The sequence below is a fragment of the Flavobacterium davisii genome, assembly GCF_019565505.1.
Taxonomy (GTDB): domain Bacteria; phylum Bacteroidota; class Bacteroidia; order Flavobacteriales; family Flavobacteriaceae; genus Flavobacterium; species Flavobacterium davisii.
In genome coordinates, this window is record NZ_CP067378.1 from 1,753,587 (window position 1) to 1,775,148 (window position 21,562).

Annotated in this window: 18 protein-coding genes and 3 pseudogenes; 6 read left to right on the forward strand and 15 right to left on the reverse strand. The window is 31.3% G+C overall.

Going from position 1 to position 21,562, the window contains the following annotated elements:
- Nucleotides 1-23: 23 nt before the first annotated feature.
- From JJC05_RS08525 to JJC05_RS18205, 8 genes are all read right to left on the reverse strand, one after another.
- Nucleotides 24-3,404: a hypothetical protein gene (locus JJC05_RS08525; RefSeq protein ID WP_235877218.1), complete on the reverse strand. Its 3,381-nt coding sequence runs from the start codon at nt 3,402-3,404 to the stop codon at nt 24-26.
- Nucleotides 3,377-4,417: a PorP/SprF family type IX secretion system membrane protein gene (locus JJC05_RS08530; RefSeq protein ID WP_235877219.1), complete on the reverse strand. Its 1,041-nt coding sequence runs from the start codon at nt 4,415-4,417 to the stop codon at nt 3,377-3,379. The genes JJC05_RS08525 and JJC05_RS08530 overlap by 28 nt, the downstream gene beginning before the upstream one ends.
- Before the next feature lie 17 nt (nt 4,418-4,434).
- Complete coding sequence (locus JJC05_RS18190) at nt 4,435-5,025, reverse strand: T9SS type B sorting domain-containing protein (RefSeq protein WP_235878851.1); 591 nt, start codon at nt 5,023-5,025, stop codon at nt 4,435-4,437.
- A 2-nt stretch (nt 5,026-5,027) separates the two neighbouring features.
- Complete coding sequence (locus tag JJC05_RS08540; RefSeq protein ID WP_235877220.1) at nt 5,028-5,870, reverse strand: hypothetical protein; 843 nt, start codon at nt 5,868-5,870, stop codon at nt 5,028-5,030.
- Nucleotides 5,871-6,020: 150 nt separating this feature from the next.
- Nucleotides 6,021-7,118, reverse strand: coding sequence for a beta-helix domain-containing protein (locus JJC05_RS08545; RefSeq protein ID WP_508625128.1), 1,098 nt, complete (start codon nt 7,116-7,118; stop codon nt 6,021-6,023).
- A complete protein-coding gene (locus JJC05_RS18195; RefSeq protein ID WP_309597284.1) occupies nt 7,073-7,303 on the reverse strand; it encodes a hypothetical protein in 231 nt (76 codons plus the stop codon). The genes JJC05_RS08545 and JJC05_RS18195 overlap by 46 nt, the downstream gene beginning before the upstream one ends.
- Before the next feature lie 70 nt (nt 7,304-7,373).
- Nucleotides 7,374-7,571: a hypothetical protein gene (locus tag JJC05_RS18200; RefSeq protein WP_309597285.1), complete on the reverse strand. Its 198-nt coding sequence runs from the start codon at nt 7,569-7,571 to the stop codon at nt 7,374-7,376.
- Nucleotides 7,572-7,573: 2 nt separating this feature from the next.
- Nucleotides 7,574-7,810 (reverse strand): hypothetical protein, encoded by a 237-nt coding sequence (locus JJC05_RS18205; RefSeq protein WP_309597286.1) that lies wholly within the window; start codon nt 7,808-7,810, stop codon nt 7,574-7,576.
- Nucleotides 7,811-8,392: 582 nt separating this feature from the next.
- Between JJC05_RS18205 and JJC05_RS08555 the strand changes: the two genes are divergently transcribed.
- Together JJC05_RS08555 and JJC05_RS08560 are read left to right on the forward strand one after the other, a co-directional pair.
- Nucleotides 8,393-9,541 carry a DNA polymerase III subunit gene (locus JJC05_RS08555; RefSeq protein ID WP_105195124.1) on the forward strand — a complete coding sequence of 383 codons (1,149 nt, stop codon included), beginning with the start codon at nt 8,393-8,395 and terminating at the stop codon, nt 9,539-9,541.
- A gap of 4 nt (nt 9,542-9,545) precedes the next feature.
- Nucleotides 9,546-9,931: pseudogene (locus JJC05_RS08560) on the forward strand (DoxX family protein).
- Nucleotides 9,932-9,980: 49 nt separating this feature from the next.
- Here JJC05_RS08560 and JJC05_RS08565 read toward each other — a convergent pair.
- Nucleotides 9,981-10,562 (reverse strand): OmpH/Skp family outer membrane protein, encoded by a 582-nt coding sequence (locus tag JJC05_RS08565; RefSeq protein ID WP_164849109.1) that lies wholly within the window; start codon nt 10,560-10,562, stop codon nt 9,981-9,983.
- A gap of 1,064 nt (nt 10,563-11,626) precedes the next feature.
- Between JJC05_RS08565 and JJC05_RS08570 the strand changes: the two genes are divergently transcribed.
- The 3 genes from JJC05_RS08570 to JJC05_RS08580 all read left to right on the forward strand — a co-directional run bounded on the left by JJC05_RS08570 (nt 11,627) and on the right by JJC05_RS08580 (nt 12,608).
- On the forward strand, nt 11,627-11,950 hold the full coding sequence (locus JJC05_RS08570; RefSeq protein WP_235877221.1) for a hypothetical protein: 324 nt from the start codon (nt 11,627-11,629) through the stop codon (nt 11,948-11,950).
- A 24-nt stretch (nt 11,951-11,974) separates the two neighbouring features.
- A complete protein-coding gene (locus JJC05_RS08575) occupies nt 11,975-12,328 on the forward strand; it encodes a hypothetical protein (protein ID WP_235877222.1) in 354 nt (117 codons plus the stop codon).
- A 94-nt stretch (nt 12,329-12,422) separates the two neighbouring features.
- Entirely contained in the window at nt 12,423-12,608 is a 186-nt protein-coding gene (locus JJC05_RS08580) for a hypothetical protein (RefSeq protein ID WP_235877223.1), read from the forward strand.
- A gap of 451 nt (nt 12,609-13,059) precedes the next feature.
- On the opposite strand, the gene JJC05_RS08585 is transcribed toward JJC05_RS08580, so the two are convergent.
- The 6 genes and pseudogenes from JJC05_RS08585 to JJC05_RS18220 form a co-directional block, all read right to left on the reverse strand.
- Nucleotides 13,060-13,911 carry a class I SAM-dependent methyltransferase gene (locus tag JJC05_RS08585; RefSeq protein WP_127823405.1) on the reverse strand — a complete coding sequence of 284 codons (852 nt, stop codon included), beginning with the start codon at nt 13,909-13,911 and terminating at the stop codon, nt 13,060-13,062.
- A gap of 90 nt (nt 13,912-14,001) precedes the next feature.
- Nucleotides 14,002-15,874 (reverse strand): annotated as a pseudogene (gene mnmG / locus JJC05_RS08590) (tRNA uridine-5-carboxymethylaminomethyl(34) synthesis enzyme MnmG).
- Between the two features lie 125 nt (nt 15,875-15,999).
- Complete coding sequence (gene ybeY, locus JJC05_RS08595) at nt 16,000-16,425, reverse strand: rRNA maturation RNase YbeY (protein ID WP_127823403.1); 426 nt, start codon at nt 16,423-16,425, stop codon at nt 16,000-16,002.
- Nucleotides 16,426-16,506: 81 nt separating this feature from the next.
- Entirely contained in the window at nt 16,507-17,940 is a 1,434-nt protein-coding gene (locus JJC05_RS18210; RefSeq protein ID WP_309597287.1) for a hypothetical protein, read from the reverse strand.
- Between the two features lie 80 nt (nt 17,941-18,020).
- Nucleotides 18,021-18,944, reverse strand: a complete 924-nt coding sequence (locus JJC05_RS18215; RefSeq protein WP_309597288.1) for a DUF4175 family protein — start codon at nt 18,942-18,944, stop codon at nt 18,021-18,023.
- 59 nt (nt 18,945-19,003) lie between these two features.
- Nucleotides 19,004-19,762 carry a hypothetical protein gene (locus tag JJC05_RS18220; protein ID WP_309597289.1) on the reverse strand — a complete coding sequence of 253 codons (759 nt, stop codon included), beginning with the start codon at nt 19,760-19,762 and terminating at the stop codon, nt 19,004-19,006.
- 171 nt (nt 19,763-19,933) lie between these two features.
- On the opposite strand from JJC05_RS18220, the pseudogene gltX reads away from it, so the two are divergent.
- Nucleotides 19,934-21,435, forward strand: a pseudogene (gene gltX, locus JJC05_RS08605) (glutamate--tRNA ligase).
- Nucleotides 21,436-21,562 lie beyond the last annotated feature (127 nt).

Below are 21,562 nucleotides of genomic sequence, written 5' to 3' on the forward strand. Positions count from 1 at the left end.
AAATCATATATCACATAAAATAATTATTTTTCTATCTTAATAATTACCATTTTACCATTATAAGGTTTATCTCCTTTATTTTTCATAGCTTCATCTGCTTCATTTATTTCTTCATAATGGTTACTATAAATAAAATAAGTACCTGTACTCACATCATAAAAGAAATCAATATTAGTCTCTCCTGCTAAAATTGCCTTTTTCACAAAAGCATCCCGTCTTGCTTCATCTTTGTGAGTAGCTAATACCATATAAAAACCAGGTTTTTCATTCGTTACATTTTTCACAATTTGCATATTGATCTGGTCACTATCGCCATAATCAAATTCAGTTGGTTTATAAATTTGACCTGTTGATTTTGTACTTGCCTTAATTTGACTCAAGGTAGCACGATCTTTTTGATACTTAGTTGAAGCATCTTCAAAGTTAGCTCGTTTAATACGACGTCTTTTTTCTATTTCAGTTTGAGTCTTGATCTCTTCTAATTTAGTGATTAACTGTCGACTTTCTTCCTCTGATCTAGCTTTATCTTGCTTTAATTTTTCTATTGTTTTAGTATAAGATTGATTAATCGCATCATTTTTATTTGGTATTTTTTTCAACCTTTCTGCTGCTAAATTTTGATACTCAGTAATAAACTGATCTTGTTGTTTTATATTTAATGCTATATCGTTTCTTAATGATTCAATGGCTTTGTTAGCTTGACTCATGCTTTTAAACTCTACTTCTTGAACGGGAGCTACAATTCCTTTTTCAGAATCATCATTTGCTTTACGCATAGCTATTAATTCTTTTTCTTTTTCTGCTACTATACTTTGGAATTTTTTAATTGATTCCGATTGTAATTTTTGAGAATCTTCTATAACACCTGATAAATTATCTATTTCTTTATCTTCTGCTGTTTTTAAAGCCTCTCTACGCGCTAATTCTTCAGCCTCTGCTTTTTCTTTAGCTAAACGTGCTGCTTCTGCTTTTTCTTTGGCTAGACGTTCCGATTCCGCTTTCTCACGTGCTAAAGACTCTGCCTTAGCTTTTGATTCCGCTTCTGCTTTTTCTTTAGCTAGACGTTCTGCTTCTGCTTTTTCTTTGGCTAGACGTTCCGATTCCGCTTTCTCACGTGCTAAAGACTCTGCCTTAGCTTTTGATTCCGCTTCTGCTTTCTCTTTAGCTAGACGTGCTGCTTCTGCTTTCTCACGTGCTAAAGACTCTGCCTTCGCTTTTGATTCCGCTTCTGCTTTTTCTTTAGCTAGACGTTCTGCTTCTGCTTTCTCACGTGCTAAAGACTCTGCCTTGGCTTTTGATTCCGCTTCTGCTTTCTCTTTAGCTAAACGTGCTGCTTCTGCTTTTTCTTTGGCTAGACGTTCCGATTCCGCTTTCTCACGTGCTAAAGACTCTGCCTTCGCTTTTGATTCCGCTTCTGCTTTCTCTTTAGCTAAACGTTCTGCTTCTGCTTTTTCTTTAGCTAGACGTTCTGCCTCTGCTTTCTCACGTGCTAAAGACTCTGCCTTCGCTTTTGATTCCGCTTCTGCTTTTTCTTTAGCTAAACGTGCTGCTTCTGCTTTTTCTTTGGCTAAACGTTCCGATTCCGCTTTCTCACGTGCTAAAGACTCTGCCTTCGCTTTTGATTCCGCTTCTGCTTTTTCTTTAGCTAGACGTTCTGCCTCTGCTTTTTCTTTGGCTAAACGTTCCGATTCCGCTTTCTCACGTGCTAAAGACTCTGCCTTCGCTTTTGATTCCGCTTCTGCTTTTTCTTTAGCTAGACGTTCTGCCTCTGCTTTCTCACGTGCTAAAGAATCTGCCTTCGCTTTTGATTCCGCTTCTGCTTTTTCTTTAGCTAAACGTGCTGCTTCTGCTTTTTCTTTAGCTAAACGTTCCGATTCCGCTTTCTCACGTGCTAAAGACTCTGCCTTAGCTTTTGATTCCGCTTCTGCTTTTTCTTTAGCTAGACGTTCTGCCTCTGCTTTCTCACGTGCTAAAGACTCTGCCTTGGCTTTTGATTCCGATTCTGCTTTCTCTTTAGCTAGACGTGCTGCTTCTGCTTTCTCACGTGCTAAAGAATCTGCCTTCGCTTTTGATTCCGCTTCTGCTTTCTCTTTAGCTAAACGTGCTGCTTCTGCTTTTTCTTTGGCTAAACGTTCTGCCTCTGCTTTCTCACGTGCTAAAGACTCTGCCTTAGCTTTTGATTCCGCTTCTGCTTTTTCTTTAGCTAGACGTTCTGCCTCTGCTTTCTCACGTGCTAAAGACTCTGCCTTGGCTTTTGATTCCGATTCTGCTTTCTCTTTAGCTAGACGTGCTGCTTCTGCTTTCTCACGTGCTAAAGAATCTGCCTTCGCTTTTGATTCCGCTTCTGCTTTCTCTTTAGCTAAACGTGCTGCTTCTGCTTTTTCTTTGGCTAAACGTTCTGCCTCTGCTTTCTCACGTGCTAAAGACTCTGCCTTAGCTTTTGATTCCGCTTCTGCTTTTTCTTTAGCTAGACGTTCTGCCTCTGCTTTCTCACGTGCTAAAGACTCTGTCTTCGCTTTTGATTCCGCTTCTGCTTTTTCTTTAGCTAGACGTGCTGCTTCTTCTTTTTCTTTAGCTAGACGTTCTGCCTCTGCTTTCTCACGTGCTAAAGACTCTGCCTTCGCTTTTGATTCCGCTTCTGCTTTCTCCTTAGCTAAACGTGCTGCTTCTGCTTTCTCTTTTGCTAGACGTTCCGATTCCGCTTTCTCACGTGCTAAAGACTCTGCCTTGGCTTTTGATTCCGCTTCTGCTTTCTCTTTAGCTAAACGTGCTGCTTCTGCTTTTTCTTTGGCTAAACGTTCCGATTCCGCTTTCTCACGTGCTAAAGACTCTGCCTTCGCTTTTGATTCCGCTTCTGCTTTTTCTTTAGCTAAACGTGCTGCTTCTGCTTTTTCTCGTACTAAAGATTCTGTCTTCTTCTTTATTTCATCATTTACTTTTTCTTTTTCTAGACGTGTTGTTTCCGCTTTTTCTTTAGCCAAACGTACTGCATCTGCCTTTTCTTTTGCTATGCGTTCGGATTCTATCTTCTCACGTGCCAGTGCATCTGCTTTTTCTTTTGCTAAACGTTCTTGCTCTGCTTTTAATTTAGCAGCCGCTTCTGCTTTTAATCTCGCTTCATTAGCTAAACGTTCTTGTCGTTGACGTTCTGCTTCTGATAAAGCTTTATTTTTATCTTTTTCAGCTCTTAATCGAGCCTCCATTTCTGCTTTAGCTCTTGCTTCTGCTTCTTCTTTTGCTTTTAGAGCCGCTAAACGGTCTTTTTCTGCTCTTAATCGTGCTTCTTGTTCTTCTTTTGCTTTTGCTTCTGCTAATTCTTTCTCTTTTCTTAAACGTTCTGCTTCTAGACGTGCTTTTTCTTGTTGCTGTTTTAATGCTAACTCAGCAGCTCTTTCTTTAGCCAATTCCTGTGGGTTCTTTTTTTGACAGCCACAGCTTTGTCGTTAGCTTTTGGATTTGTTTTATTACTTGATTTTACAATTGGTTGTTCATCTTCATAATCGCCATAACCTTTTAATTTATATGCCAATGTGAATTCATGGGATAAACCAAAATTAGCAATATTTCCTAAAGGTTTTTCAACTCCATATCCAATAGAAATTCTTTTAGCCAATATAAATCCAATACTTGCATTTATACCATTTAAACTATCATAACCTGCTTGAATCCAACCTGCTTTAGGAGCATTAAAAAGTAATGATGCGCCAAATCCAGTATATCCTATTCCAATTTCTGCTCTACCTAATGCGGAAAATTTTGCTTTTTCTAAAATTCCATCACGGTCTATATAGCCTGTATACATGGCATGTAATCCAAAATTTTTAGCGGGATTTCCCTGAACTAAACCAGATGGATTAAAGTTGTAATAAAACAAATTATTAGCTACTATACCCATATCAAAAAAACCAGTCCCGAAATTAATTCCTGGATTAATTGAAATCAAAGAATACTTGGGCAAATTACTAAGATTAGATTCCTGAACATTTGTTATTATTTTTCCTGAATTAATCCCGCTATTAACATAAGCTAAATTTAGGCCAAAAGTAAGATTAGAGTCCTGAAGAATTTCTGCATTTCTAGCAAAATTTGCTACTATTCCGAATGTAGAATAAATACTTTCATTATTTTGAAATAAACCTATTCCATAAGCATTCAAATCTTGAAATTTACTGGATAAACTAAAAAAATAATCTGTTCTTGAATTATCAAAACCAATCCATTTTCTTTTATTATAGAAACTAATAAAAGACTCGTCTTCTCGAACATGACTAAAGGTAGGGTTGATAATAAATTTATTAAATTTTAAAGAATTCTTAGCTAAAACATCAAATGGTCTAACTCCATTTGTAGGTGTTTGACCACTTAGTTCTACTGTAACTAAACTGATAATGAAAAGGCTAAAATTCTTTAACTTCATAGTTTTTAATATGTAATTTATTTAAGAATGGTTATAGAACCTTTTTTTAAAGGACTACCATTTTTGGAAATAATATAATAATAAATAGGATTAACGTCTTTAAATTCTATAACTGATTTAGGCCAAGAATCATCATAGTTTTTCATTCTGAAAATTTCTTTTCCATAGCTATCTAAAATAAGCACTTCGACAGAATCATTTTTATATTCTGTAGGTATAATCCAAGTATCATTTTCATTATTGCTGTCATTAGGGGTTATTACATTCGGAATATTGATCGATTCTACTCCTTCTATTATTTTAAATTGTATCGTTTTTGTATAGACACAAGTCGGATCATTTTGTTTAACTATTAATTTATAGATACCTTCTTTAAAATTGGTATCATTAGTTACTGTAAAATTGGAAGTAGTATTTATAGGTGCAGTTCCTCCCGGTAAAAACCATTCATAAGATGGGTTTAACGCCGTAGTAGTAGCATTTATAGCAATTCTTTCTGTTTTCTTTAAATAATTTACTGATTTAGCATCTATACCTAGGTTAAAATTGGTCGCTTGAAGTGTAATTGTGTTAGTAGAAGTAGATTCACAAACGGTACCAGGACTAATTACTACTTTATAAGTACCGGATCAGCTGTTTTAAAACTATAAGAAGTGGCTCCCTCAATTTTTACAAAGTTTCCATTTCCTTCGCTATCGCGATACCATTGATAAGCTTGTCCAGCTGTTGTACTTAAAGTGGTTGGATTACTAGGGCAAATAGTTGTACCCAAACTAGATGATATGGAATAAGGAATTGTGTTGTTTGTAAACGATACATTAACATCTTGTGAGTAAGCTATAAATCCAACTGTACTATTACAATTTCCATAATCTATCTGCACGCTATATTTACCCGATTGGGTAACGCTTAATTTGGCTCCTGTTTCATTGGGTATTACAATTCCATCTTTTTTCCATATATATTGTAATGTTTTATATTGTAGTGGTGATGGTGATTTTTCGCTTATAGCTAATATTCCATTTGCTCCACAAATACTTAAGCTACCATTTCCGTCGTCTAAAATATTAATTTTATCGTTATAAATCCAAAAATAAGCATGAAAGGGGAGGGTAGGAGAACTAGTCATGCTTGGAGAACTGGTTTTTATCCTAAGTCTATAAAATTTCCCTGCAGTATTAACACTTTCAGGTACTTTAAAGGTGATTTTTCCTGGACTAGTACTAACTTGTGAAGAAAGAATTGTAATAGGTGTTAATTTAGCAAAATCTCCTTCAGGATCAGACATTTCTAATGTAAAAATGTTTCCTGCATTAAATCCATTAAAATCAAAATTAATTGAATAACTATTAAAGTTAGAAGAAGCACAAATATTCCCAAAGTTTTTAGTAGGAGCATTTACAAAAGTTTGCGCTTTATTTTCTGAGATAAAAGAAAATAAAAAAACTATCAAAAAATATTTGTTAAAAAAATTACAAAATAATGTATGATTCATAAACTTCTAATCTAAATTAAATATGATCTTAAACTAAATAAATCCACTGGTAGATTTACTGCCAATGGATTTAATGTTATAATAATATAATTATAATCTAGAGATAAATTATTTGCCAGCAGTAAATTTACCTACTTTTAATCTAAAGTCTGGAGACTTAGATTCTACTGGGTTAATAAATAACTCAGTATTAGGTGTTTTTTCATATAAGTTTAAAAACTGAGGATTACCATAATAATCTTCTAAATCGTCATTACTAGAAGAATTAGCTAGAAATATATTTCCTTTACAATTATTAAAGAATACCTCAGAGAAACCTATTTTTTTTAGTCCACCAGCTTCTGGATTAATTTCACTATCTAAAATGGTTGCAGGAGCAAATCCTGAGATCAAACTTCTTTTTAGACTTAATGAAGTATTAGCTCCTACAAATACGCCTTCTTTTACTAATCCACTAGCTAAATCTAGATCAAAACTTTCAGAATTATTAACTAGCGTACAATTGGTAGCCACAACATTAGTTGATGGTTTAGAAAAATCTGCTTCTTCTTTTTTATCATAGCCTACAACATTAATACAGCGAGTTCTAGAAGCTCCTGAGTATAAGGAATGTCTAATTACTAAAGAGTTATCTAATTTAACTTGAGCTCCTTGATTAAATTTAAAATCATCCCCAGAAACACGTAAAGTAACCATATTTTTAAGACTTGTATCACCTCCTAAAATTTCTACACCATTTCCAGCAGAAAAGCTGGTCATTACATGTTCTATTACTGTTTTATTACCAACCCCACCTAAAGTTAAAGCATTGTAATTTTTAAATCCTTTTATTTTTTTTCCTGCAAATTCTATTCTTAAAAAGCGTAACACTCCTGAATTAGCCATAGAATTGGTTCCACCGTAAATTGTTTGAGCTGGATCTAAATCATAATTTATAGACGAAACTCCTCCAAATTTATTAATTGGTGCATCATTTAAGATTACAATTCCTCCCCAATCACCTGCTTTTTTTACAGGTTTATTAGAAGTAAACACGATAGGATCCGTTTCTGTTCCATTAGCTTCTAATCTAGCCCCTTTAGATATGATTAGGGATCCACTGGTTTCTGAATCACCTTTTATAATTGTACCTGGTTCAATAGTAAGGGTTACACCTGCTGTTACGTATACAGGTCCCTGTAACAGGTACGTATTTCTTTTTGTAATGTTTTATTGGCTGTGATTTTTCCGTACAAAATTTCAGTAGCCTCGTTATATTCTGTTTTTGAAGGTTTAAAATCTGTCCAGTTATTTAACCAGTTAGAAGATCCTATTATACCTTTTTCTTGCTGTGCACTTGCAGTCATAACTGCAAACAAAGCGATCCATTTTAAGTTAAGCAATTTCTTCATGGGGTGATTTTTATTAGAAACTTAAGCTAATATAGTTCTTTTTTTTATTAATCCTATTTTTTTTTGAATTTTATTCGTACAATTGATTTAATTCTCGTAACATATTTTCATAATAGAGAATAGAGGCTACCAAATTTCCTTTATCAGCATAGGGTACCATCGTTGATTGAAAAGCAATTGTTGAATTAACAAAGGCAACGATATTTTCTTGTTGTTTATCCAAAGCACTATTGTTATCGGAAGTGTCTGGAATACCTACATCTTGCATAGTCATACCGGTTTGTTCGTTAATGCAAGGTAAGGTAATATGTTAACAAGAACTCTGATTCGTTCTTTATACAATTCCAAAAGCTGTCCCTTAGGCATACCATCTAATTCACTTTTCTCATGGAACTTTTTAATTGCCGCACCACTAGTACTGATGATACTTTTTGGCTTTTTTGCTTGAGCGTTTATATTTCCTACTGCAAAAAGCATAAATAAGCTTAAAAAGATAATTTTCTTCATGGTTATTCTTCTAATTTCAGTTATTAAAGTTCTAATTGTTCAAAAATATACTTTTAAATTGAATTAACAATTGTTTATTTGAATTTGTTAATAAATAAAAAAGTAATCTAAAAATAAATGCATTAATTTTTAAACTATAATACCAAAAGCGTGCCAAAAATTCATTTCAACATAAAAAAATATATTCTTTAACTCATATAATTTCGCCAATAGAAACATAAATTACATCAGTACAAATATAATCATTTATTGTTATATTTCACATTTTTATAAAATATAGTTAAAAAAAATATTTTATTAACGGATATAAAACTTTTACAGGGTTTGAATTTTGAGTTTTTAAAAAAAAGTACTGATTTTTTTCTCTTATTTTTAATATTTTGGGATTTTATTTTTTTTAAAAAATATTAGTAAGGTAAGTATTTAAAGAGGTATGATTAGGATTTTTTAACTAATATTTTCTATTAAAATGATTTAGGACTTAATATATATCAAATAAATTGTCGTTAATTAAAGTTTTTCTGATTATAAATTTTATTTATTTTATAAAACTTTATGGTTTAAGTCGTTATTTTTGCTTTTATGTTATTTAAAGAAATAGTAGGACATCAACATGTAAAAAACCATTTATTAACAAGTGCAAGCCACGGAAGAATTCCTCATGCACAATTATTTGTTGGTCCAGAAGGTTGTGGCGTATTAAGAATTGCTATTGCTTATGCTCAGTATATATTATGTCTAAATAAAGGATTTGAAAATCAAGGAGGTATAGATAGTTGTAATATAAAATTTGATCATTTTTCGCATCCTGATTTACATTTTGTTTATCCGACAGTTACGACAGAAGACGTAAAATCAAAGCCTAAAAGTTTAGATTTTTTACCTCTTTGGCGAGATTTTTTAAAGGAAAAACCTTATGGAGGTCTATTTGATTGGTATGATAAATTGGGGGTAGGAAACAAACAAGGTGAAATTAGGGTAGAAGATGCTTCAGAAATTTTAAAATCACTGGCTCTTAAATCATACGAAGGAGGGTATAAAGTTTTGATTATTTGGATGGCTGATAAGATGAATATTGCCGCATCTAATAAATTATTAAAATTACTTGAGGAACCTACTGATAAGACTCTTTTTATCTTAATAACAGAGGACGAAGAGGATTTATTGCAAACAATACGATCAAGATGCCAAGTAATAAATTTTGGAAAACTAAGTGAATCTGCTATTTCTCAGCATTTAATTGAATATGAAGGAATTGATGAAAAAGAAGCTATAAAAATAGCGCATAAATCACAAGGTAACTATAATAAAGCTTTACAATTAAGCCATCATGAAAATGAAGATACTTCATTTGAACAATGGTTTGTTAATTGGGTAAGAGCTGCTTTTAGAGCAAAGGGTAATGCAAGTGCCATACACGATTTAATCAATTGGAGTGAAGAAATTGCTAAACTAGGAAGGGAAAATCAAAAGAAGTTTTTGAGTTATTGCATCGATTTATTTCGTCAAGCTCTTTTATTAAATTATCAGGCTGATGAATTAATTTACTATGAATCAAGCATACAAGGATTTGATTTGAAAAAATTTGCCCCTTTCATAACAGGACGGAATATACAGGAAATATACAAAGAATTGAATGATGCTATTTATCATATAGAACGTAATGGAAATTCTAAAATTATATTAACTGATTTATCTATAAAACTAACACGTTTAATCCATAAAAATTAACATTATGAACAATCATCTAGCTAGTTTACTTATTTTGGCCTTTTTAGCTATTACTTTTCTACAATCAGGATATGATAAATTCATTGATTATCAAGGTAATATAAGTTGGTTAAAAGAGCATTTTAAAAATACTTTTTTGAGGGCAAAGTATCTCTTTCACTAAATATTTTATTAGCATTTGAGATTATAGCTGGTATTCTTTGTGTAGTAGGAGGAATAGAATTATTAGTAAACGGAGGTACTACATTTGGTAAGTATGGAGCCGTTGTTTCATGTGTAACATTATTAATGCTGTTATTTGGCCAAAGAATTGCTAAAGATTATGATGGGGCAAGAACTATCGTTATTTATTTTATACCAGCTGTATTAGTTGTATATATATTACAATAATCTTTTTTGAAAAGAGAAGAGGGGTTCCTACTTTCTGGAACCCCTCTTTTTATTTCTTAACTTCTTTAGCATCCGTTTCTTTTTTGGATTCTATTTTTTTATCTTCAGAAGCATATTTTTCGTTTAGAGCTTTTACTATTTCTTTTGTTATATCATAGCTGTCTTTTGCATATAAAACACTCGCTGCATCACCTGTTCCATATATGTAATCATAACCATTTTTCTTACCGTAATCTTTAATAAAAACTCGCACTTTTTCAACAATTGAATCCCTCTTAGATCCTCCTTCAGCCTGTAATTGTTGTGCTACTGCTTGTTCAGCGTAAGCTAACTGTTGTGAACGTTGTTGTAATTCAGCGTATTTTTGTTGTGCCCAAGCTTGTCCTTTAGCCATTGCGTTTTGTTGAAAATTAGCTTTTTCAGCTTCTAATTTTCTAGCTTCAACTTCTAATTCACGTCCTTTAACTTCTCCCTTGGTTTTAAATTTATCCTGTAATTCTTTGGCTTCAGTATAATCTTCCATGAGTTTTACAGTATCAATATAAGCTGTTTTTACCTCTTTAGCTTCAGGTGTCTTATTACACGCTACTGCGGCAGATAAAACAACCGCCATCATTACAAGCTTTTTCATTCTATTTATGATTTTAATTTTTTGTAAAAGTAAACTTTTATTCTAAAATACTCAATACAAAAAATAAATGAGTTTATAACAAAAAAGTAAGAAAAAATAGACCTTAAAATAAACATAATAAAAAACTATTTATCTAATGATAATAATAATATTTTCTGATAAAAATACGCTTTAATAAATGCGTTTTTAGAAGCTTTTACAAATTAGAGACCTATAATTACACTTAGAGATGCAAAAACCTTTTAAATCTATTTAAAATCGTTTTTAGAGTAAAATATAAAGAATTATAAGGAGTTTATATATAAAGAGGGAGATAGCGCTTATTTTTTTAATAGATAAAGTGATTTTATTTTTAAAATAAATAAAAATGATAACAATATATATATTAATAAATAATAATAATTGTTGCGCTTTTTAAGAAATATTAAATTTTTAATCTCTTTTTCACGTGAAACATTTTTTAAATCTAGTTCAATAAATGAAGTATAGCAATGTTAAGCAATATTTCAGAATTAAAAAATTAGCACAATAAATCTCTTTTAAAAGACTTTTAAAAATAAATCATACAAAGTACCTAATCAATCTATAAAGTGTCTTAAAAGCTTTTGAAATAACTTATAAAAAATAAGTAACAAAAGTGAAGTAAATTCATAATAGATGAAAACTTATCTTCTATAAAATATTTTCTTATACTCTTGTATGTAGTAAAATTGTAGCCAAACTAAAACTTTATATCATTTATCTTCCTTTTATAAAGTTTATCGTTTCATTTGAATTAATACTATATATTTCACGTGAAACAAAATAATTTATAATATTCATTATCTAATTAATTATTCCTTATATAGGATAATTATACTAGTAAATAATATTTTCTAAAATTGAATAAATAAAGTTTATAAAAATTTTGTCTATTTTCTAATCTTCATATTTCACGTGGAACAAATAGCTTGATGAAATTATGAAAGAGAGATTATCTCTCTAAAATTTTCACGTGGAACATTTTCATGAAAAAATTCAATTTTAAAATAAAAAATGAAGTTTTTATTCAAAAAAAATCATTTTTGAACGAAAATAGTATAATAAAAGAGGGAAGAGGGAAGAGGGAAAAGACAAGAGGGAAAAGACAAGAGGGAAAAGACAAGAGGGAAAAGACAAGAGGGAAAAGACAAGAGGGAAAAGACAAGAGGGAAAAGACAAGAGGGAAAAGACAAGAGGGAAAAGACAAGAGGGAAAAGACAAGAGGGAAAAGACAAGAGGGAAAAGACAAGAGGGAAAAGACAAGAGGGAAAAGACAAGAGGGAAAAGACAAGAGGGAAAAGACAAGAGGGAAAAGACAAGAGGGAAAAGACAAGAGTGAAAAGACAAGAGTGAAAAGACAAGAGTGAAAAGACAAGAGTGAAAAGACAAGAGTGAAAAGACAAGAGGGAAAAGACAAGAGGGAAAAGACAAGAGGGAAAAGACAAGAGGGAAAAGACAAGAGGGAAAAGACAAGAGGGAAAAGACAAGAGGGAAAAGACAAGAGGGAAAAGACAAGAGGGAAAAGACAAGAGGGAAAAGACAAGAGGGAAAAGACAAGAGGGAAAAGACAAGAGGGAAAAGACAAGAGGGAAAAGACAAGAGTGAAAAGACAAGAGGGAAAAGACAAGAGGGAAAAGACAAGAGGGAAAAGACAAGAGGGAAAAGACAAGAGGGAAAAGACAAGAGGGAAGAGGGAAGAGGGAAAAGACAAGAGTGAAAAGACAAGAGTGAAAAGACAAGAGTGAAAAGACAAGAGTGAAAAGACAAGAGTGAAAAGACAAGAGTGAAAAGACAAGAGTGAAAAGACAAGAGTGAAAAGACAAGAGTGAAAAGACAAGAGTGAAAAGACAAGAGGGAAAAGACAAGAGGGAAAAGACAAGAGTGAAAAGACAAGAGGGAAAAGACAAGAGGGAAAAGACAAGAGGGAAAAGACAAGAGGGAAAAGACAAGAGGGAAAAGACAAGAGGGAAAAGACAAGAGGGAAAAGACAAGAGTGAAAAGACAAGAGTGAAAAGACAAGAGTGAAAAGACAAGAGTGAAAAGACAAGAGTGAAAAGACAAGAGTGAAAAGACAAGAGGGAAAAGACAAGAGTGAAAAGACAAGAGGGAAAAGACAAGAGGGAAAAGACAAGAGGGAAAAGTCAAAAGGGAAAAGTGAAGAGTGAAGAGGGAAGAGGGAAGAGGGAAGAGGGAAGAGTCAAAAGGGAAGAGTCAAAAGGGAAGAGTCAAAAGGGAAGAGTCAAAAGGGAAGAGTCAAAAGGGAAGAGTCAAAAGTGAAAAGTCAAAAGTGAAAAGTCAAAAGGGAAGAGTCAAAAGTGAAAAGTCAAAAGGGAAAAGTCAAAAGGGAAAAGTCAAAAGGGAAAAGTCAAAAGGGAAGAGTCAAAAGGGAAGAGGTAGGAAATAACTTGATTTTTTGATTTATTAAAGTATACTAAAAAAGCGAATCTAACGATTCGCTTTTTTAGTATGTAATGAATTAATCATTATTTTCTATAATGTATATATGAGAAGAAAATTCTTTTTTATCTCCAGCTTTAATATTTGATTTTAATCCAATCCAAAATGCTTTTAAAAAATTCATTTTACCTGTTTTATACTTTTCTGATAACAGGGAAACATAAAAACTATCAAATATCATTGGATGAATTTGAATAATTTTCATTTTATTTTCTCCGAATAATTTCTCTATACTTTTTTTAGAAAAATGCCATAAATGTCTAGGTACATCGTAAGCAGCCCAAAATTCGCCATAATATTGAGCATCATAAGATTTATAATTAGGTACAGCTATAACTAAGGTTCCGTTAGGTTTCAGTAAACGCTTTAATTCTTTAATCTGTTCTTCTAAATTAGGCACATGCTCTAAAACATGCCACATTGTAATAACATCAATTGTATTATTTTCTATTAACTCTGTGGTATCAACTAATTCAATACCTTTTAATAAGGCCAAATTACGAGCATTTGTATTAGGTTCAAATCCTTTAGTTATCCAACCTGCATTTTTGGCTGTAACTAAAAAATCACCCGTTCCTGCTCCTATATCAAGAATAATTCCTTTTGATTTATGAATACTACTAACCAAAGCTACTTTTTTAATTAAAGCATAAGATTTTATTAAATGATATAAACGCTCAAAGAAAGAACGTTTGCCATCTGTATGTGATATATAATCTTCACTTTCATAATAAGATCCTAATTTTTCTAAAGAAGGTTGAGGATAGGTTTTTAATAATTCTGTTTCGGAATCTAATAATAATTTAAATTTTTCATTAGAAACAGAATGATCTTGTACTTCTATATAACTATTTTGTTCTAAAAAATTCATTTGTATAATAAAACTTTAATTAAAAAAATATTGAGCCACTAAATAGTTCCACGTGAAACAAAATATTTTTTAGATTGATTTCACAAAAAACTATCTTCCCATATAAACCAGCATAACTGAAATATCATTCGGTGATACTCCACTAATACGTGATGCTTGCGATATGGTAACAGGTCGAATTTTTTTTAATTTTTCACGTGCTTCATAAGATAAAGACTTTAACTGATCATAATCGAAATTTTCAGGTATACGAATATTTTCCAAGCGATGTAACTTTTCGGCATTTGCTCGTTCCTTTTCTATATAACCGGAATATTTAACTTGAATTTCGGATTGTTCTATTATTTCTTCATCTAAATCATTAGAAGTAACATAATCTTGAACTTTTTCAAACTTCATCATATCTTCCATTTGGATTTGAGGGCGAGAAAAAATCTTAAACATTTTATCACCTTGCGTAATAGGTGAGCTCAATTTAGATTCTAAAACTGGATTTGCTTCTTTTACAGAAACCGATGTTTCTCTAAAAAAAGCAACCATTTTTTCAGCCTGATCAAACTTATATTCCATTCTCTTCAATCGTTCTACACTAGCTAAACCAATTGCATTTGATTTAGGTGTTAAACGGTAATCTGCATTATCCTGTCTAAGTAAAGTTCTATACTCTGCACGAGAAGTAAACATACGATAAGGCTCTTCTGTTCCTTTAGTTATTAAATCATCAATCAAAACACCTATATAAGCTTCATCTCTTTTTAAAACAAACTCCTCTCTTTCTTGTGCTTTTAAAGCGGCATTTATACCTGCTATTAACCCCTGAGAAGCTGCTTCTTCATATCCTGTAGTTCCATTAATTTGTCCTGCAAAATACAAACCTGAAATCACTTTTGTTTCAAGAGTATGCTTTAATTGAGTAGGAGGGAAGTAATCGTATTCTATTGCATAACCTGCTCTAAAAAAATTTAACCTTTTCAAAACCTTCTACAGAACGCAATGCTCTAAATTGAATATCTTCTGGAAGCGAAGTAGAAAAACCATTTACATAAACCTCTACTGTATTCCATCCTTCTGGCTCTACAAAAAGTTGATGGCGATCTTTATCTGCAAAACGATTAATTTTATCTTCTATCGAAGGACAATAACGAGGTCCTAAAGATTTAATCCTACCATTAAACATCGGAGAACGATCAAAACCTTCTCGTAACAAATCATGCACCAAAGAAGAAGTGTAAGTCATATAACAATCTCGTTGCTTTGTTAAAGGTTTTGTAATATCTGAAAAAGAAAATTTAGCCGGATTTAAATCTCCCGGCTCTACACGCATTTTAGAATAATCTAAAGAACGACCATCTACACGAGGTGGCGTACCCGTTTTCATACGACCAGCTTGAAAACCTAAACGAACTAAATCTTCTGTTATCCCATAAGAAGCACTTTCACCAGCTCTTCCGCCACCAAATTGTTTTTCACCAATATGAATTAAACCATTTAAAAAAGTACCATTAGTTAAAACAACAGTCTTTGCAAAAATAGATATACCAATAGCTGTTTTAACACCTATCACACGTTCTCCTTCTGTAATTAACCCAACAATCATTTCTTGATAAAAATCAAGATTAGGCGTTTGCTCTAACATTAAACGCCATTCTTCTGAAAATCGCATACGATCACTCTGACAACGAGGTGACCACATTGCAGGTCCTTTAGACTGATTTAACATTTTAAACTGTATAGCTGTTTTATCAGACACTATACCTGAATAACCTCCAAGAGCATCAATTTCACGAACAATTTGTCCTTTTGCAATTCCTCCCATAGCTGGATTGCAGGACATTTGAGCAATATTCTGAAGACTCATTGTAATCAACAAAGTCTTAGAACCTAAATTAGCAGCAGCAGCAGCGGCCTCACATCCAGCATGACCTGCGCCAACCACAATTACATCATATTTATCTACAAACATTATATATTTTTAAAATAAATTACTTTATAAAAAATCTTTTCTTTATAGTGTTTCACGTGAAACACTATAAAGAAAAGAAAAGTTCCACGTGAAACAAATTTCATTTGTTTCACGTGGAACTAAAATTAGATATCATGTTTCACGTGAAACATTTTTATTTTTTCATCTTCTTTTAAACGCATCATTTCTTCTTCTTTTGCGCTCTTATCTTTATATCCACAATAATGCAATACTCCATGAATAATAACTCTTTTTAATTCTTCATCAAAAGGCGTATTCAAATCAATAGCATTTTCTTTTACACGTTCTATAGAAATAAAAATATCACCTGATACTACATCCCCTTCAGTGTAATCAAAACTGATAATATCTGTGTAATAATCATGTTCTAAATATTGTTTATTAATCTCTAATAGGTAATCATCATTGCAAAAAATGTAATTAATTTCGTTCAATTCCTTGTTTTCAGATTTAATAACTGCTTCAATCCATTTTGTATAATCAACTTCATTATCTAATAAGAAATCAACTTCGTAATTATAATTTATCATTTTGTTTAAAATATTCTTGAATACGTTTGTTAAATTGCGAGCGCAAAGGTAAGCTTTGTCTGTTTAATATTTCTATACTATTCAAATATTCTTGTAAGTTTTGCGGTAGGCTAGAAGAGGTGTTTTGAAATTCTTTTTATTCGTCGTACCTTCTCTTTTACTGTCTTGATTTTGTTGCTGTGCTGCTTCTTGTAATTTAAGTAATTCATACTTTAAATTCAATGCTTTCTGTACTAACTGTTGATTAAATCCTTTCGTTACTAATTGCTTTTCTAATTGCTTCATCTGGTCTAAAACATTCTGACCTTGTGTACCTAAGCCTTGTTTGTTTAATTCTTTTTCTAAAGCATCGCGTAATTGTTGTTGTTGCTTTAATATATCTATAATACTTTGTGCGTTACCTTCTCCATTTTCTCCTGTCGTATTTTGTTTCCCTTTACCATCTTTAGAATCGGAACCTCCTTGATTATTTGATTTATTACCTCCTGATTCTTTTCCTTCACCACTACCTGATGTCCCTGAAGAACTAGGCTTTTGCGAATTACCTTTACTCATTTTTTTTGCTAATTCTTCTTGTCTCATAATAATATCTGGCAATTGCATGCCTGAACCTTTCCCTTTACCCGGACTAGGACTCCCTTGACCTGATCCAGATGCTGACATAGACATTTGCATATTATTTAAAACATCCGCTAATAGATTAGCTAAAGTATTAGCACTAGCAAATGTATATTGTTGACTAGATATACCTCTAGCAACTTGATTATCTGTAAAATAATCAATTGATTTGTCTATATTATAATAAATATTACCCACTTCTTTTGTTACTTTTTCTCCTATTTTAGGATTACGCAATGACATTGCAAATAAGCTATCATCTACATGTTTAAACTGATTTTTTAAATCTTGTTGTGTTTTAATATGCTTAGAAAATGATGATGATGAACCATTCATACTCTTAAAATTATTCATAAGCCTTTCTTCTGAAAAGGAAAATTCTAACAAGTTATCTACAATTTGACGAAGCATTTTAATATCTTCATTTATTTGTTCTTTATCACCTCCTTGCATATCTTTTTCCATAGATTGTGCCATCTGACGCATTTTACGTGTTGCACTTTTTTGTTTTGCAATAGCTTTAGAATTATTTTTATTTTTTAATTCATTACTTGCATTCTTCATATCACTATCAATACTTTTTTGTTTTTCTTCATCAGAAGGTATTGAAAGAGGTTTTTTTAATTCCTTATTTTCTTTCTCTAAACTATTTAATTCATTTTGTATACGATCAAAAGATGTATTTAATTCATTTTGTTCCTTTTCATTATTCTCTTTACTATTAGATAAATCTTCTTGTTTATCTGCTAGTTTAGCTAATTTATCAACTAATTGTTTTGCTTTCTGCTCAATATAATAGCGCTTTGTCAATTCTACTAACTGCTCTAAACTTTTAGATTGATTCTTAGATTTTTGTTGGAATTTTTCTATCTTATCAAATAAATCTTCATGCTGCATCTTTTCATTTAATTCTTTTAACTCATCTAATAATTTCTTATTTTTTTCTAAATCTTGTTGTACATTATCTAACCGTTTTTCTAATTCTTCTTTTTAGGATCCTTAGAGGTTGGTTTAAACTGATCTAAATTCTCTTTTATTTTTTCAGCGTACTTTTTTAATAATTCTTCTTCTTGTTTTTGACGCTTAATGAAATCATTGATTTTTTGTTGCTCTTTATAATTAAGTTCTTTTTTTTCTTTACCTACTTGTTGTAGTTTTTCCAATTCAGTTTGTTGTTTATCTTGTGATTTTAAAGTTTTAGATAGGCTATTGATATTATCATTTTGTTTTTGTAAAAACTCTTCTTGTTTTTCTTGCTCTGTTGATTCACGATGAGAAAAAACAGAAGTTCTAGCAGTTTTAAATCCATGTAAAACATCGTTGTCAGAAATTTCAAAATAATAGTCATATTCAATTCCTGTTTGAATAGGGAGTGAGCCTGGAAAACTAAATATAAATTTATCATAAACTCCTTGTTTAAAAGACAGTGTTCCCCGTTTTGCCTGATGTGTTTTATCTTTAGGAAAATAAACAATACTTAAATTATGAAATCCATAATCATCCGCTATTTGGCCTATTAAATAAGGCTTTGAAATACGTAAACTATCGGGAGTACTTTCTATTTTAATCGTTGGATATTGATCTTTAATGATATTTAAAGAATATGTAAGCTTTTCAAAGTTTTTTATTGCTTTATTGGAAGTAACTATTTGATATTCTGAATTTTGATTAATTTTTTTAGTCAAAACAAAGTTGTTATTGCGTAAATTAAAGCTATTTAAAGACTTATTCATATTCATAAGAATTGATTCTGTTGATTGAGCTCTAATTCCCCAAGTTATAGTAGTACCTTCTGGTATAACCGCATTACCTGTACCTCTTATTAATTCATTTTTTTTACCTAAATAATCGGGATAGTTCAACAACATTTCAAAATGAGTAATAGCTGGAACTGCTTCCACTTTTAAATTATAATTCTTACTAATTACTTCATTTGATTGTATATAAAATTGAGTATTAGCTAGTGGATTTTCAAAAGTGTATTGAAAAATACCGGAGCTGTATTTTCCATAAAATATTGTTCATTCCCTATGACAATAACTGCTTTATCGGGATTTATTTTTCCTTTAGAAAAAACAGTCAAAGTAAAATCTTTATTTTGCTGTGTAACTAAAGAATCTTTAATATACAATTCAAATGGAGCAGGAGGGGAGAAGTGTTTGTTATAATTAATCACACGATGTATTCCTTGAGCTAAATATTCTTCTTTACCTGAAATCATAAAAAATAAAATGATCAAGAAGGGAATTAAAGCTAACGGGATGTATTTTTTATTTTTATTTAAATCTATTGCATTTGAAAAAGGAATAGGTTGTAAACCTTTTGCCTTTTGATCTATAGAAGCTAACAATAATTCTGATTGATTAATATCATTAGTCAACTGCAAGAAATTAACCAATTTATCATTTACTTCATTAAAATGTTTACCAATTATAAAAGAAGCTTCTTCATAACTTAAACCCTTTTGAAGTCTAAATAATTTAAATAGTGGAATTGCAATAAATCGAATCAATAAAAAAAATTCTACGATAATAAATAACCAAAATAAAATACTTCTTCCTGTAGGTTGTAACCATAGAAAATATTCAATAAAACTTGTAAATAAAAAATAAAATAAACCTAATCCTATAAAAAATAAACTACCACGAAGCAATTCATTCGTGTAATACTTTTTAATAAAACTTTCTAATTTAGCAAATATGAGTTGTTTTGATTCCAAAATTCAATACTTTAATTATAACCTATAAAGTTAATAAAATATCAAATACAATAGCAATACTCTAAATCAAACAAATATGTAAACAGTATAATGTATCTTTGCATTAACATACTGCACATTAATTTTAGTAAAACGATGCTTTATGTAATAAATAACAAAAATCAAGAACAAATGTCAAAGCCAGTTAGAGTGCGTTTTGCACCCAGTCCAACAGGACCTTTACATATAGGCGGTGTAAGAACAGCCTTATTTAATTATTTATTTGCTAAAAAACATAACGGTACTTTCTATTTACGAATAGAAGATACAGACCAAACCCGTTTTGTACCAGTGCCGAAGCTTACATTTTTGAAGCATTAGAATGGTTGGGCATTGCTCCTGATGAAACTGTAGGTAAAAATGAAAAATTTGGACCTTACCGTCAAAGTGAACGTAAGGCAATGTATAAACAATATGCTGACGAATTAATTGAAAAAGGTTGGGCGTATTATGCGTTTGATACTGCTGAAGAATTAGATGCTTTAAGAAAAGCTGCTGAAGCTGAAGGAAGAACATTTATTTATAATCATACTATACGTGAAACCTTACAAAACTCGTTAACTATTTCTGATGAAGAAGTTCAAAAACGTATTAACAATGAGGAAGCTTACGTAGTACGTTTTAAAACACCTGTTAATGAAATTTTAGAATTAAAAGATATCATTCGTGGTGCTATTAAATTTGACACTAATTTGTTAGACGATAAAGTATTGTTTAAAAGCGATGGTATGCCTACTTACCACTTAGCAAATATAGTAGATGACCATTTGATGGAAACATCGCATGTAATTCGTGGAGAAGAATGGTTACCATCCTTACCATTACACGTATTATTATACAAAGCATTTGGATGGGATGCGCCTGAGTTTGCACACTTACCATTGATTTTAAAACCGATAGGTAACGGTAAATTATCAAAACGTGATGGCGATAAAATGGGATTCCCAGTATTTCCATTAGAGTGGAAAACAGAAGAAAGTACATCAATGGGATATCGTGAAAATGGTTTCTTCCCAGAAGCTGTAGTAAATTTCCTTGCTTTATTAGGTTGGAATGATGGTACAGAACAAGAAATTTTTTCTTTAGAAGAATTAATTACTAAATTTGATTTAGCTCGAGTAAATAAATCAGGTGCAAAATTTGACCCAGAAAAAAACAAATGGTTCAATCATCAGTATCTAGTAAACAAAAGTGATAAAGCATTAGCTAATAGTTTTACTAAAGAATTGGATAAAAGAGGTATTTCGACTTCATTAGACTTAGAAAGAATTGTTTCATTAAATAAAGAAAGAGCAAATTTTGTTACTGATTTATGGGATTTAACCGATTACTTCTTTGTTAAGCCAACATCCTATGATGAAAAAGCTTTAAAGAATTGGAAAGAAGAAACCCCTCAATTATTAAAACAATTAATTGTAGTTTTAGAAGATATTACTGATTTTACAAGTATAAATATTGAAAAATTAGTAAAAGAATGGTTGACCACTAATGAAATTGGAATGGGTAAAGTTATGCAACCCTTTCGATTAAGTTTAGTAGGAAAAATGATGGGACCTCATTTGTTTGATATCGTAGAGATTCTTGGAAAAGAAGAAACTATCAAACGTTTAGAAACAGCTATAACTACTATATAAGTGAAAAAGCCAGCAATAAAAATGCTGGCTTTTTTATATGTTTCATTTAAAATTAAATCCAAATATCTTATTAAACTCGAACGAAGTGAATTCGTCAAGCAAATCCATTCTACTTTATTTTTCCTCA

Coding starts and splice junctions, on each gene's coding strand:
- JJC05_RS08585 (WP_127823405.1), bottom strand. CDS start 13,911: ATGAATTTTTTAGAACAAAATAGTTATATAGAAGTACAAGATCATTCT.
- JJC05_RS18205 (WP_309597286.1), bottom strand. CDS start 7,810: ATGAAGAAAATTATCTTTTTAAGCTTATTTATGCTTTTTGCAGTAGGA.
- JJC05_RS08565 (WP_164849109.1), bottom strand. CDS start 10,562: ATGAAAAAGCTTGTAATGATGGCGGTTGTTTTATCTGCCGCAGTAGCG.
- JJC05_RS08555 (WP_105195124.1), top strand. CDS start 8,393: ATGTTATTTAAAGAAATAGTAGGACATCAACATGTAAAAAACCATTTA.
- JJC05_RS18195 (WP_309597284.1), bottom strand. CDS start 7,303: ATGAAGAAATTGCTTAACTTAAAATGGATCGCTTTGTTTGCAGTTATG.
- JJC05_RS18210 (WP_309597287.1), bottom strand. CDS start 17,940: ATGCAGCATGAAGATTTATTTGATAAGATAGAAAAATTCCAACAAAAA.
- JJC05_RS18200 (WP_309597285.1), bottom strand. CDS start 7,571: ATGCAAGATGTAGGTATTCCAGACACTTCCGATAACAATAGTGCTTTG.
- JJC05_RS08530 (WP_235877219.1), bottom strand. CDS start 4,417: ATGAAGTTAAAGAATTTTAGCCTTTTCATTATCAGTTTAGTTACAGTA.
- ybeY (WP_127823403.1), bottom strand. CDS start 16,425: ATGATAAATTATAATTACGAAGTTGATTTCTTATTAGATAATGAAGTT.